The following is a 13,662-nucleotide window of genomic DNA, read 5'->3' as shown; positions in this document are numbered from 1 at the left end:
TCAGTTCCTTATCTTTCGGTTTATGAGTACAAAAAGCCCGGCTAAAACAGCACCAGCTATCGATATATTGGTTAGATGATTATAATCAAGCAGATCAAAATAGCTAATCACCCCTAATGAGAAAAATGAGAAAAAGATACCTAAACCCAAGCTTTTCCATTGTATGGTTTGACTTTTATTTTCAGATTGCACACGTTCGAGTTCTTTCACTGATAATAACTGATCTTTTTTTAATTCCAGAAGGTCAAAAATCAGTTTAGGCATATGCGGGAGTTGCTCAGTAAAAAAGGGCAGATTTTGTGTTAAGCGTTTGATAACTGATTTTGGCCCCATTTGTTCACGCAGCCATTTTTCAAGAAATGGCTTCGCTGTAGCCCATAAATCCAGTTCTGGATACAGTTGTCTTCCCAGTCCCTCTATCGCCAACAAGGTTTTTTGTAGCAACATCAATTGAGGTTGTACTTCCATGTGAAATCTTCTCGCGACCTGGAATAAACGGAAAACGACTTGGGCAAAGGAAATATCCTTTAATGGTTTTTCAAAAATAGGTTCACAAACTGTTCTTATGCTGCTTTCAAATTCGGCAATTGGTGTATTACGGGCAACCCATCCGGATTCAACATGCAATTCGGCGACACGCTTGTAATCGCGATTAAAAAATGCGAGCAAATTCTCAGCCAGATATCGTTTGTCATTGTCTGTCAGAGTTCCAATGATGCCAAAATCAATGCAAATGTATTGAGGATCTTTGGGATTTCTATAGGATACAAAGATATTTCCCGGGTGCATGTCGGCATGAAAAAAGCAATCACGAAAAACTTGAGTGAAGAAAATTTCTACCCCACGTTCTGCCAGTTTTTTGATATCAATGCCGTGATCTCGCAGACTGGATATATCTGTAACAGGTATACCATGAATACGCTCCATGACCATGATATTGTGATGACAATAGTCCCAATAGATTTCAGGGATGTATAACAAGGGTGATTTATTGAAATTTCGTCGTAATTGAGTGGCATTAGCCGCCTCCCTCATTAAATCCAACTCATCTAATAAAGTATGCTCGAATTCTTTTACTATTTCTTTGGGTTTAAAACGTTTCCCCTCAGGCCAATAACGGTCTGCCAGGCTGGCAATGGTATACATAATACTTAAGTCTTGTTCGATAACTCGGCGCATATTGGGTCTGAGTATTTTTACGACGACATTTTCTCCTGTTTTCAGAGTGGCGGCGTGCACTTGAGCCATGGAGGCAGATGCCAAAGCCACTGGATCAAATTGAGCAAAAATATCATAAGCGGACTGTTTATAAACCTGCTCAATAATGTCCATAGCGATGTTGCTGGGGAAAGGAGGAACTTTATCTTGAAGTTTACTTAATTCTTTGGCGATGTCTTCCGGAAGTATGTCAGGTCGGGTCGAAAGGGCTTGACCAAATTTAATGAATATAGGTCCTAATTCTTCCAATGATTTACGTAACGCTTCTCCACGAGTCAATTTGACCTTACGAAACCAATTCCATGGATTTAAATAGACGATAAAGCGTAAGGGGGCGAATAGCTTTATTGACACTACGACATTATCCAGGCCATTTTTGGCCAGGATATAGTTGATGTGTATAAGGCGGATTAGTTGTTTAATCGATTTCATGACCGCTCGTCAGTTGTTGAATATGAGCTTCCAGTCGCTCAATGTTCAATGATAATTCATCTAAATCCTGAATAAAATCATCCAATTGATTTCGGGATGTAAAACCTTGTAACTCTTCTTGCAGGTAATCAGAAATATTGCACTGAATACTATCACTGATTTGGTTTTTAAATTCCAGTCCTTTGTCTAATAATACATTGATTTGATTAGCTAACTTATTTCCTGTGAATTGTGCGATGTTCATTTCACTCAATAAATTCTTAAGCGTTTGGCCAAGCTGTTCTGTGGCCGTTGGGATTTCTTGTTCAGTTACCCGCTGCTCAGAAGAGACAATAATAGAATCAGAAATCGTCGAATTGGTTTTGAGTTGGGGTTCTGAACAGGGGTTGATAATATTTGGTTCTGCTTTATTGTTATCCATAGATTGCATTTTATTTTGAACTTTGGTTAAAACCGTCGCTATTTTTTTTTCCAGCACTTCTGGTCGAGACGAAATAGTTTGCCCTAATTTCAATAAAAGAGGTTTTATGGTGTCTAGGCTATCCAGCCCGTTGTCCTGTTTTGTTTTGCGTGACGGACGCCGAGGATTGAGGAAACGCAAATAGCCAATCACTTTCACCAAAGTGACCATCATGAATAAGCCATGCCTTGCAACGACGTAGCTAATAGAAAAAAGACGAGCTACTTGTTTAATCGCCTTCATTACTGCTCATTAAATAATTGATGTGGGCCTGAAGGCGGTCGACACTTAATACTATTTCATCGACCTCACTGAAAAAATCGTCTAATTCGTTTCTTGATGGAAAAACGCGTAATTCCTCCTGCAAATATTCGGTAATATTTTGCTGCATGGATGTGCTGAATTGGTTTTTAAATTCCAGACCCTTGCGCACAAAGGAGCCAATTTGGTGAGCTACCACATCACCTGTAAAATATGCCAGGTGTCCTTCCCAATCAATATCCATCTCGTCAAATATTTTTTTTACCTTTTGTCCTAATTCGACATCGCCAGAGATACGTATCTTGTCATTAAATAAAGAGCGGGCTTTGGAGGCGGGTAATAAACTCAAACGAATTAATCCTATGGGATTACTATGAATTATGGTATCAGGACGACTATCAATTTGATGAAGTAATTGCATTTCTCCATCTTTAAACCGAATGTAGAAATTAACATTTAAAGGAGTAATAACCATTTCAATTATTTTTCCATCAAGCATTTGAAGTTTTTTCGGCATCTGTTCGTCCAGACACAATGCTTGATTAATGGCTTTTTGCAATGCTTTTAGAGAGTATTCTTTTAACATAATGAACTCAATATTTATAGGCAACATGCAGAGCAACTATGCCGCCACTTAAATTGTGATAATGGCAATCCTCAAATCCGGCTCGTTCAATCATTTCCTTTAACGTATTTTGATCGGGGTGCATTCTGATTGATTCCGCAAGATATTGATAACTGGCTTCATCATTTGCAACCAATTTCCCGATTTTTGGTAAAATATTAAATGAATACCAATCATAAACAGATTTTAATCCAGGGAGATTTGGTGTTGAAAATTCCAGGACCATTAACTTGCCGCCTGGTTTGCATACCCTATACATGGAGCGTAACGCCTCGTCTTTATCAGTGACGTTCCTGAGTCCAAATCCTATTGTGATGCAATGAAAACTATTATTGGCAAAAGGCAGACATTGCGCATTGCCTTGAACATAACCGATGTTTTTAAACAATCCTTCATCAAGCAAGCGATCGCGACCAACATTGAGCATGGCTGAGTTGATATCAGTCAGGATAACCTGTCCGAAATCCCCCACTTTTTTGGATAATAATCGAGTTAAATCCCCACTACCGCCTGCCAAATCGAGAACGGATTGTCCGGGTCGAACCTGACTTAATTCAATAGTAAATCGTTTCCAGAGGTGATGGACCCCAAAGGACATCAGATCATTCATTCGATCATAGTTTTTAGCAACTGAATGAAATACTTCCGCTACTTTTTTTTCTTTCTCATCCCAGTCTACTGATTCAAAACCAAAATGGGTGGTTTGTTTCTGATTAGTCATATTTGCCTGGTCAGTGTCATTAAAGTGTTCATCTTAACTGATAATCATCAAGATACCCAGTTAAAAATTGTATACTTTTTTTTATCCATGTACAGGTAGAATTGTGGGATTTCGCAGTGGAATAGCACTTGCCTGAGGCATAAACAGGCACTTCCAGGATAAAAATTACAAATTGTGCAATGTATTTAAATAATGGCTCTCATCTGGGGGAGTATTATTTTTTTGCGAAATCCATAAACACTCTGCCAATTGCTCCATGATTAAATGTTCTACAGCCAGAGGATCTTTGTATTTTTCTAGCAGTTTCGTATAGACAGCACTGATACCTATTGGCCTATTTGTTGCTGTTTGTTCCCTAACGGCAAGATGAAGTCCCATATGGAGAAAGGGGTTGGTGTCACCTAATTCAGGATAATAAGCATGATCCTGGAAAGAACGACTTTGATCCATTATTTTATGGTATTCCGGATGGTCAAGAATCACTTGCGCAATTGCATTTTCCAAAGGGGAAAGTACTTTTTTATTCTGGTATTTATCCCAGCTAGTAAAAAATAACTGTCTGGTTTCTTGTACTGTATCTCCGTAAAACATAATGACCCAATCGGTGTAAAAGAGATTATTTTAACTGAATAAAAAAGTTACAACAACCAATGGACGGCCAAATTCATACTTTGCTATAGGTAAAAATAATACTCATGTCCTGCCCAAACTATCGTCATCCTTCGGTTTCGCTCAGGCTCTGATGTATCCCCATGAAACTTAGCTGTATTTATTTGATTAAAATAGCTATTCCATCCTTTATTCTAATCGAAACCGTTCCTCAACTACACAGAGTTGAGGATAAATTATCCTGAACCCTGTGTAGTTAATTTATGTGGGGATACTTCGATCCTGGGTGCGAATGGTTTCGGGATAAATTCATTCTAAAATTCGTGTGGATACATCAGCTCAGAATGACATCGTTTTGTTTATATTACAGGTAAAGTATGATTTTGCCCTGGATCTTGCGATCTTGGGGATGGCAAAAATGTTGACATTAATGCTTGGAATATGAGATATTTCTTTTGCGAGGTTGGACTTGCTATGTGTCATTCCACTGGGTCAATTGGCGACACACTGATTGGCCCTTTCTATTATCCTGAAAATCACCTATCTCTAATTCTTAGGCATACTCGCTACAGATGCAATTGCACTTTTTAGGAGTACAAATCTCTTTTATAAGCTGCTTGTAACCAATTTGATTCCTATGTAAGCCATCAACAGACCGCTCAAAAGCTCTATTCTTTGCCACACCGTTGTTTTGGTTAAAATATTTGAAAAATAACGAGTGGTAATCGTTAATGAACTGAACCAAATCAGGCTTGCTGAAATAACCCCGGTCAAAAAAGCCAGTTTGTGATCAGGGTATTGACTACTGCCACTGCCAACAATGACTAAAGTATCGATAATGGCATGAGGATTAAGCAGGCTGAACCCTAAGGCAAATAAAATGATTTGAGGTCTGGTGTGGGCTTGAGGTGTTTCCTGTGTCGTTTGTTTATTTTTAGAAAACGCACTTCTTAAATTTTTTACTGCATAATAAAGCAAAAAAGCAGAGCCTAGCCAAATCATCCAGATTTGTAAGTATGGATGAGCCAAAAGCAGTTGATGCAGTCCGGCCACGCTGCCACAGACCAATAGGATATCGCAGAAAAAGCAGATGGCAGCAGAGAGCGCGGGATGGTTTTTCCGAGCACCTTGCTTGATAAGAAAGACATTTTGTGGGCCAAGGGCCATTATTAATGACAACCCTAAAAGTAGTCCATTTAAGTAAATCAACATGGCTATGTTACGACGTTAAAAACAAAAGGGAGATTGTATCACAATATTGAGCAGAATGTTTTAAAGCTTGCTCATGCAAATTTGCTCCAACGTTTTTTGCAAGATTGGAGCAACGTTTGTGCTTGAATAATGGTGTACCCTCTGAAAGGCTTTAAATGCCAGTTGCCTGGACATATTTTTATCTTTTATGAGACGTTCTAATTCATCAGCCATACGAATAGGATCTTCTGGTGGAACAAAAAGAGCACATTCTGAATTTCCCACAATTTCAAGTGGCCCTGATAACTGGGTTAGAACCATGGGTAATGAATGCATCATACTTTCCAAGACAACCAAACCAAAAGATTCTTCGCGAGAAGGCAAACAGAAAATATCAATACTTTGATAAAATGATTCTCTATCCTCAATCCATCCCAATAACGTTACTTCATTATCCAAATCATAATGATCAATCAATTTCACATACTGCTCTTTTTCCTTTCCATCCCCGGCAATTTTGGCTTTAAATGCAATGCCTCTTTTTTTTAATTCGGCTAAAGCATGGATAAATACATCGACACCTTTGATTGCAGCAAATCGGGCGCAGACACCAATAATTGGAATGGATGTGTCTTTTGGTTCTCTATATTTGATGTTGCCAGGAAGGTGGATAAGGTTAGGAATTGTAAATACCCGTTGTTCCTGTATTCCTGAATTGATAATATCCTGACGCATTTGTTCAGTGAGTGCGATGATGGCATCGGTACCAAAGTTATAGTGACCTTTGACATGGCATACAGCAACTGTTGGGACTGTCGTTTTAGTTTTTTTGAACAAGTACGCTGCTCTGTAACTATGAGTAATAATGCAATTCGGTTGATGAATGCGTATCAATTTTTTTAAGCGATGAACTGCAAAAAAATCATGTTGATTGAAATTGTGTATGGTTATCAAATGTTCCTTTGGGCAACTGTCCTTTATTTCTGCTTTGGGATGAATGATTGGAATAACCAGATTACCTTGAGAACTTAAAGCAGGAATATAATTTAAAAACACTTGTTCAAGCCCACCATTAACTTTGGAGAACATGGCATTAAATATTTTCATTTTAAATTCTCATTTTAAATATGGTTTTTATTACAAAAAAAGTTGTAATCAGCGCTATCCTACATCAACTAATACTTGTCCATTTTCAACTTGAGTCGGATATACTTTCAAATTTTTCTTTTTGGAAACTTTACCCAATAAGTTGCCAACAACGGGAGGCCAAGGCGACCAACATTTGGTTTCTCCTGTTTTCAAATCAAATTCGCTTTTATGAAAAGGGCATATGATAGAACAGGATTCAGTAATTTTTCCTTTAGCTAAAGGTAATTTTAAATGGGGACATTGTGATTGGATAGCGTGAACCTGGTTATCATGCCAAATAATCAGTATTTTTTGGCCGTCAATTACGGTAATCTCTCTATTATTTTGTTGTAATTTTTCTAATTCGATGGCAGGTTTGAAAGACATGTTGATTACCTTTATATTGGAAGTCTGTGGATTATATCAGTGATGCTTTTAATCTGTTAGGGGAATTTACCGTAAATCAATAATTTTGTAAGAGATCCTCGATTATGCTCGAGTATATCTTAATATTGTTGCATCAACAGTCAAATGTAAAGACGCTTTTTTCCAGGTTTATGCTTGTTTGCAAAAATACTGGAAGAGCTGTTTACAATTACTCTATAACCTCGACGTACTGTGGCTTGTCCGAGGTATCTGGGGATCTTATGGATGCTGTGGACAAGCCGCGGGACGTAGGACTTTTAGAATATTTTATAAAATGAATTGTCAACGCGACCGAAGGAATTGTGAAATGTTTATTAAGATCGGTAAGTTATTATCCAGGTTAAGAGTTAACTGAATTATTCCTGTGGAACAAAATTATAATTTTTAAAAAGAGCTTAATTGAAACGATCGAATAACGTTGCAACTTGACGAGTGAGGAGTATACAATGCGTCAATTATTCTGTCTCCTCATGAGAATTGAGCAAAATAAGAACAAATAGGAGGGAGCGTGGGCTCTTTGTTTATAAAAAAAATAATTGCTGCAGCCTCAATTGTTGCACTGGTTGTAGTAGGACAAACTGTACAAGCTGAAACGACACAAACAGAAAAGGTGCATGCCGAAAAACCACAAACAGAGAAAGATTTGTTTGCACCTGTAGAGCAAATATTTAATCCCTATTACTCGCCATATCCTCCGACCAAACCGGCTACAGGCGAGCAAGAAGAGTTGATTAAGCGCGGAGAATATTTGGCAAAGATGGGCGATTGCATCGCCTGCCATACCGATGTTGAAGGCGGTACCCCTGCTTTTGCGGGAGGTTTGCCTATTAATACTCCTTTTGGTGTGTTCTATAGCCCTAATATTACTCCAGATAAAGAAACCGGTATCGGAAATTGGACAGAAAAGGACTTTATCCGAGCGCTAAAAGACGGGCGTGATCCCAAAGGAAGAAATTACTTTCCAGTCTTTCCTTATGTCTATTTTTCCAAGATGACTGACGACGATGCTCGAGCCCTGTATGCTTATTTTATGAGTATTCCTCCTGTTAATTTAAAAAATAAATCTCTACCATTCCCTTTCGGAGTTCCTGGGGCAAGATTTTCTTTATGGGGTTGGAACTTATTATTCTTTTTCCCTGAAGAAAATTCGGTTGAATACGATCCTGAACAATCTTCAGAATGGAATCGCGGAAGGTACATTGTCGATACTTTAGGTCATTGCAGTATGTGCCATACTCCAATGAACATATTTGGAGCAGCAAAAAACAGGTATTATTTAACCGGTAGTTTTATAGATGGGTACTGGGCTCCTAATATCACCAAATATGGATTGGAATCGGCAACCCATCAACAAGTAGCTGACGTATTTAAAGAGGGTGAATTAATTAATAGAGCTGGTCCTGTTGCCGGTCCTATGGCTGAAGTGAATCATAACAGTCTTAGCCATTTGACGGAATCGGACAGACTGGCCATTGCAACTTATCTTAAAACAGTAGAAAGTGAAGAATATTTGGGTCTTTCTCCTTCTGAAATGCCCCCTTCTATTGCGCGTGGCAGACAAGTTTATTTGAAAGCTTGTGTCATTTGCCATCAGGATAATAAGATGGGTGCCCCAGTAATTGGTGATTCAGCCAGCTGGTACATGCGACTGAAAAGTAGTGGTTTAACTGGATTATATCGACATGCCATTCATGGCTATAACCAAATGCCAGTTAAGGGCGCTTGCGTCACTTGCTCCGATAACGACATTATTTCAGCGGTGGATTATTTGCTTAATGCTTCGCTGACCAGATCTCAATGGCAAGACCTGGCAACAGGCGGTGTCAAAAAATATCCAGCGAGCGGGAAGACTGTTTACAATGAAAATTGCGCGGTTTGTCATAACGAAGGCAAATTAGGCGCTCCTAAAATAGGCGATAAAGCCATTTGGAAGCCCTTGATAGCGCAAAATATGGATGTACTGATTGAAAACACAGTTACAGGTAAGGACCATTTAAAAAATGGAGGTTGCGATCGTTGCTCGACAGACGAAGTGATAGAGGCAATCAAATACATGGTAAGTCAATCTAAAACTGAAGGTAACTACTCTTTGTGGTAGGTTGTCTGCTTATTTGAACGAATGAACTGGCTTAAACATGAGTCGATTTCTTGGCTACTTGAAGAGATGAGGGAATGGGATGTTAAACAGGTTAAAAATCTGTAAATTGATAGTGTTAATTAGTGCCTTGATTTCTGCACAATCAGCATTGGCTGCAGCAGATCATTGGCAGTTAAATATGTATAAAGGGGTAACGCCTTTAAGCAAAGACATGTACTACCTCCATATGGTGGGCATGGCAATTTGTGCGGTGATTGGTGTTGTGGTATTTGGAGTAATGATTTATTCAATAATCCATCACAGAAAGTCAAAAGGATATCAGGCGGCCACTTTTTATGACAATCCAAAATTGGAAATAGTTTGGACTATTATCCCTTTTTTAATTCTAGTCGGTCTTGCAATCCCTGCAACCAGGGTGTTAATGCGTATGGACGATACAGCATTATCGGATGTCACTATCAAGATAGTCGGTTATCAGTGGAAATGGCAATATCAGTATTTGGATCAGGGGATTAGTTACTTTAGCAATTTATCAACACCTTATGATCAAATCCAAAATAAACAGAAAAAAAACCAATGGTATTTATTGGAAGTAGACAAACCTTTAGTGTTACCAATAAATAAAAAAATCAGGTTTCTGGTTACCTCAAATGATGTGGTTCATTCCTGGTGGGTTCCCGAACTTGGTGTTAAAAGAGATGCTATACCTGGCTTTATGCATGAAGCATGGGCAAGAATTGAAAAACCAGGTGTTTACAGAGGGCAGTGTGCTGAGCTCTGCGGGATCAACCACGGTTTTATGCCTATTGTAGTAAAAGCAGTCAATGACGATGAGTTTAATAAATGGGTAGATGAACAAACGAAAGTAGAAGATATCTATGCTGAAAAAGCGGTTAAACCAAGCGCGCAAAAAACAATGACTCGTGATGAATTAATGACCTTGGGTAAGCAAAAATACGATCTTATTTGTTCTGCGTGCCATCAACCTAATGGCACCGGATTGCCACCGATGTATCCTCCACTTAAAGGCAGTTCAGTTGCTGTTGGCAAGCCTATTTCACGTCATATTGAATTACTTCTCAATGGTGTGCCTGGATCAGCAATGCAACCTTATAAAGATCAATTGACTGATGAAGAAATAGCAGCAATCGCGACCTATGAGCGTAATGCTTGGGGCAATAATACTAATGATTTAATTCAACCCGCAGATGTTGCGGCACTGCGACATGGTACCGATATTAAACCTACCATGGTTAATAAAGCTAAAGCTGGAGGTTTGCAATGAAATACGCAATAGCGCATTCAGAAGATTCTCATGAAGATCATGGTCCCGAGCAAGGCAAGGGGTTTATGGGCTTTGTCAAAAGATGGTTATTTACTACTAACCATAAAGATATAGGTACTCTGTACTTATGGTTAGCCATGATAAGCTTTTTTGTAGCCGGAGCAATGGCTTTGGTCATCAGGGTTGAATTATTTCAACCGGGTCATCGATTTGTTGATCCCAATTTCTTTAACCAAATGACAACATTACATGGCCTGGTTATGCTGTTTGGTGTGGTTATGCCAGCATTTACCGGAATGGCAAACTGGCAAATCCCAATGATGATAGGTGCTCCTGATATGGCGTTGCCACGGTTAAACAACTGGAGCTTTTGGATTTTACCATTCGCCTTTTGTTTATTGTTTTCAACCATGTTTCATGCTGGCGGCGGTCCAAATTTTGGGTGGACGATGTACGCTCCTTTATCTACAACGTACGCACCTCCAAGTACTGATTTCATGATTTTTTCCATTCATATGATGGGACTTTCATCAATCATGGGCTCAATTAACATTATTGCAACTATTTTAAACCTGAGGGCTCCAGGCATGACTTTGATGAAAATGCCTTTGTTTGTCTGGACCTGGCTTATTACTGCATTTCTTCTCATTGCTATTATGCCTGTTTTGGCAGGAGCTGTTACCATGATGTTGGCTGATAGGCATTTTGGTACTACTTTCTTTAATGCAGCGGGAGGCGGAGATCCTATTTTATTCCAACACGTATTTTGGTTTTTTGGTCACCCCGAGGTTTATGTATTGGTGTTACCTGCTTTTGGAGTTATATCAGAAATTATTCCTACTTTTAGCCGTAAGCCCTTATTTGGCTACCATTTTATGGTTTACGCTACTGTGAGTATTGCCATATTGTCATTTATAGTATGGGCTCACCATATGTTCACAACAGGAATACCGCTGGGAGCTGAGTTATTTTTTATGTACACTACAATGCTCATTGCAGTACCTACGGGCATCAAGGTATTCAATTGGGTGAGCACTATGTTCAAAGGATCTATGACCTTTGAAACGCCAATGTTATTTGCTGTAGCGTTTGTATTTCTATTTACTATAGGTGGATTCACAGGTTTGATGTTGGCATTAGTTCCCGCTGATTTTCAATATCAGGACAGTTATTTTGTTGTGGCACATTTCCATTACGTTCTTGTGCCAGGTGTCATATTTGCACTGCAAGCAGCAACCTATTACTGGTTACCCAAATGGACGGGACATATGTATAACGAGCGTTTGGGGAAATGGCATTTTTGGCTTTCTGTTATCTCTGTTAACTTAACATTTTTTCCAATGCATTTCCTGGGGCTAGCTGGCATGCCAAGACGAATCCCTGATTACGCTTTACAATTCGCAAATTTTAATATGATTGTTACCTTTGCAGCTTTTGCTTTTGGATTGTCTCAATTACTCTTCCTATATAACGTTATTGCAACAGTAAGAAAAAGAGGTACTAACAAAGATGTGGCAACGAGCAAGGTTTGGGAGGGGTCACATGGATTGGAATGGACTTTGCCATCTCCACCTCCATACCATACCTTTACAACTCCACCTGAGATTAGCTAAAGGTGGGGTTTAATGAGTAAAGAAAAAAGGCAACAAAAACTACTTACTTTATTAGCGCTATTAGTATTAGGAATGTTTGCATTTGGTTTCGCTTTGGTCCCTATTTACAATAGTTTGTGTAAGAATCTTGGCATCAACGGCAAAACAAAAATGGAGGCTGTTGCCTATGATGAAAGCAAGGCAAAAATTGAATCAGACAGAGAGGTCTTGGTTGAATTTGTTGCAACTAATAATAGTGGTGTACCTTGGGAGTTCTATCCTAAAACTAAAAAAATTAAAGTACATCCTGGAAAAATAGTAAAACTTGCATTTTATGCAGAAAATAAAACCGATCATGCCATGACGGTTCAAGCAATTCCAAGCGTAACACCAGGAATCGCTGCAAAATATTTAAAAAAAACGGAATGTTTTTGCTTTACTCAGCAAACGCTAAATGGTCATGAGGCTATGAATATGCCCTTGCTATTCCATTTGGATATAGATTTACCCAAAAACGTTAATACGGTTACCCTGTCCTATACTTTATTTGATGTGACAGGTAAATCAACGAATTAGGAGCTGTTGGTATATTTACCTCTTGGCTGTCATGTCGTGATTCTGAGTGTCCATTATCCAGAATCAGGATGTTGTGATTCAAGTCAGTTAAATAACAACAACTCTCGAGTATCAGCTAGAGCTGAATGACTTATTGCTACAGGAGATAAAAATATAATGGGAGCGCATGGTACATATTATATTCCCAAACCCAGTCACTGGCCTTTGGTTGGCTCTATTGGTTTGACTACTACTTTAGTAGGAGCCGCATCTTGGCTTCACCATGACTGGTATGGACCTTACATATTTATAGCTGGCTTATGCATTTTGATAGGAATGATGTTTGGTTGGTTTGGTCAAGTCATTTATGAAAACGGTAAAGGCCTTTACGATTTGCAAGTGGATAAATCATTTCGTTGGGGCATGTGTTGGTTCATATTTTCGGAAGTCTGCTTCTTTGGTGCGTTTTTTGGTGCTTTGTTTTTTACAAGATATTGGTCAGTACCTCTTTTGGGAGGTGAAATGCACCCTATTACTCATTACACATTATGGCCTGAGTTTAAGGCTGTGTGGCCTTTATTAAGCAATCCAAATGATCAAACGTTCGTTGGGGCTCATGAAGCAATGGGTGCCTGGGGCCTAGCGGCAATCAATACAGTGATTTTATTAACCTCAGGCGTAACAATTACCTGGGCACATTGGGCTTTAAAATTAGGGAAACGAACACAATTATTAACAGGTATGTCATTAACAATAGCCTTGGGCGTTTTGTTCTTGATGTTACAAAGTTATGAATATCATGAAGCGTATACTGAGATGAATTTAACGCTTGGAGCAGGTATTTATGGTACTACCTTTTTTATGCTCACGGGGTTCCATGGTTTGCATGTAACGATCGGAACGATAATGCTCATTGTCATCCTGATTCGATGCAAGAAAGGTCATTTTACCCCCGAACGGCATTTTGCGTTTGAAGGCGTTGCCTGGTATTGGCACTTTGTAGACGTGGTATGGTTGTTTCTATTTGTCTTCGTCTATTGGCTATAGAGAGAAAGTTAGTC

At 39.0% G+C, this 13,662-nt stretch carries 13 protein-coding genes; 5 read left to right on the top strand and 8 right to left on the bottom strand.

The features are described 5' to 3' along the window. The 8 genes from ubiB to ACZ5EK_RS15300 form a co-directional block, all read right to left on the bottom strand. Entirely contained in the window at positions 1–1,650 is a 1,650-nt protein-coding gene (gene ubiB, locus ACZ5EK_RS15335; protein WP_464430579.1) for a ubiquinone biosynthesis regulatory protein kinase UbiB, read from the bottom strand. Continuing rightward, positions 1,637–2,353: a hypothetical protein gene (locus ACZ5EK_RS15330; RefSeq protein ID WP_464430578.1), complete on the bottom strand. Its 717-nt coding sequence runs from the start codon at positions 2,351–2,353 to the stop codon at positions 1,637–1,639. Before ACZ5EK_RS15330 ends, ubiB begins: the two co-directional genes overlap by 14 nt. Continuing rightward, a complete protein-coding gene (locus ACZ5EK_RS15325; protein WP_464430577.1) occupies positions 2,340–2,957 on the bottom strand; it encodes a ubiquinone biosynthesis accessory factor UbiJ in 618 nt (205 codons plus the stop codon). The genes ACZ5EK_RS15330 and ACZ5EK_RS15325 overlap by 14 nt, the downstream gene beginning before the upstream one ends. A 7-nt stretch (positions 2,958–2,964) precedes the next feature. Further along, positions 2,965–3,717 (bottom strand): bifunctional demethylmenaquinone methyltransferase/2-methoxy-6-polyprenyl-1,4-benzoquinol methylase UbiE, encoded by a 753-nt coding sequence (gene ubiE, locus ACZ5EK_RS15320; RefSeq protein ID WP_464430575.1) that lies wholly within the window; start codon positions 3,715–3,717, stop codon positions 2,965–2,967. A gap of 165 nt (positions 3,718–3,882) precedes the next feature. Next, the gene (locus tag ACZ5EK_RS15315) at positions 3,883–4,308 is read right to left on the bottom strand and encodes a DUF1841 family protein (protein WP_464430574.1); all 426 of its coding nucleotides are present in this window, start codon (positions 4,306–4,308) and stop codon (positions 3,883–3,885) included. Positions 4,309–4,932: 624 nt separating this feature from the next. Then, on the bottom strand, positions 4,933–5,538 hold the full coding sequence (locus ACZ5EK_RS15310; RefSeq protein ID WP_464430573.1) for a LysE/ArgO family amino acid transporter: 606 nt from the start codon (positions 5,536–5,538) through the stop codon (positions 4,933–4,935). A gap of 60 nt (positions 5,539–5,598) precedes the next feature. Further along, positions 5,599–6,624: a glycosyltransferase family 4 protein gene (locus ACZ5EK_RS15305; RefSeq protein WP_464430572.1), complete on the bottom strand. Its 1,026-nt coding sequence runs from the start codon at positions 6,622–6,624 to the stop codon at positions 5,599–5,601. 54 nt (positions 6,625–6,678) lie between these two features. After that, a complete protein-coding gene (locus ACZ5EK_RS15300) occupies positions 6,679–7,032 on the bottom strand; it encodes a Rieske (2Fe-2S) protein (RefSeq protein ID WP_464430570.1) in 354 nt (117 codons plus the stop codon). A 547-nt stretch (positions 7,033–7,579) separates the two neighbouring features. Between ACZ5EK_RS15300 and ACZ5EK_RS15295 the strand changes: the two genes are divergently transcribed. From ACZ5EK_RS15295 to ACZ5EK_RS15275, 5 genes are all read left to right on the top strand, one after another. After that, a complete protein-coding gene (locus ACZ5EK_RS15295) occupies positions 7,580–9,169 on the top strand; it encodes a c-type cytochrome (protein ID WP_464430569.1) in 1,590 nt (529 codons plus the stop codon). 79 nt (positions 9,170–9,248) lie between these two features. Then, positions 9,249–10,454 (top strand): cytochrome c oxidase subunit II, encoded by a 1,206-nt coding sequence (gene coxB / locus ACZ5EK_RS15290; protein ID WP_464430568.1) that lies wholly within the window; start codon positions 9,249–9,251, stop codon positions 10,452–10,454. After that, positions 10,451–12,067: a cytochrome c oxidase subunit I gene (gene ctaD / locus ACZ5EK_RS15285; RefSeq protein WP_464430566.1), complete on the top strand. Its 1,617-nt coding sequence runs from the start codon at positions 10,451–10,453 to the stop codon at positions 12,065–12,067. Before coxB ends, ctaD begins: the two co-directional genes overlap by 4 nt. Before the next feature lie 12 nt (positions 12,068–12,079). Then, positions 12,080–12,622 (top strand): cytochrome c oxidase assembly protein, encoded by a 543-nt coding sequence (locus ACZ5EK_RS15280; RefSeq protein WP_464430565.1) that lies wholly within the window; start codon positions 12,080–12,082, stop codon positions 12,620–12,622. 156 nt (positions 12,623–12,778) lie between these two features. After that, positions 12,779–13,648 carry a cytochrome c oxidase subunit 3 gene (locus ACZ5EK_RS15275; protein WP_464430563.1) on the top strand — a complete coding sequence of 290 codons (870 nt, stop codon included), beginning with the start codon at positions 12,779–12,781 and terminating at the stop codon, positions 13,646–13,648. The last annotated feature ends 14 nt before the right edge of the window (positions 13,649–13,662 follow it).

This window comes from Legionella sp. JM-2024, assembly GCF_055389095.1.
This window is presented reverse-complemented; position numbering and strand designations above follow the sequence as displayed.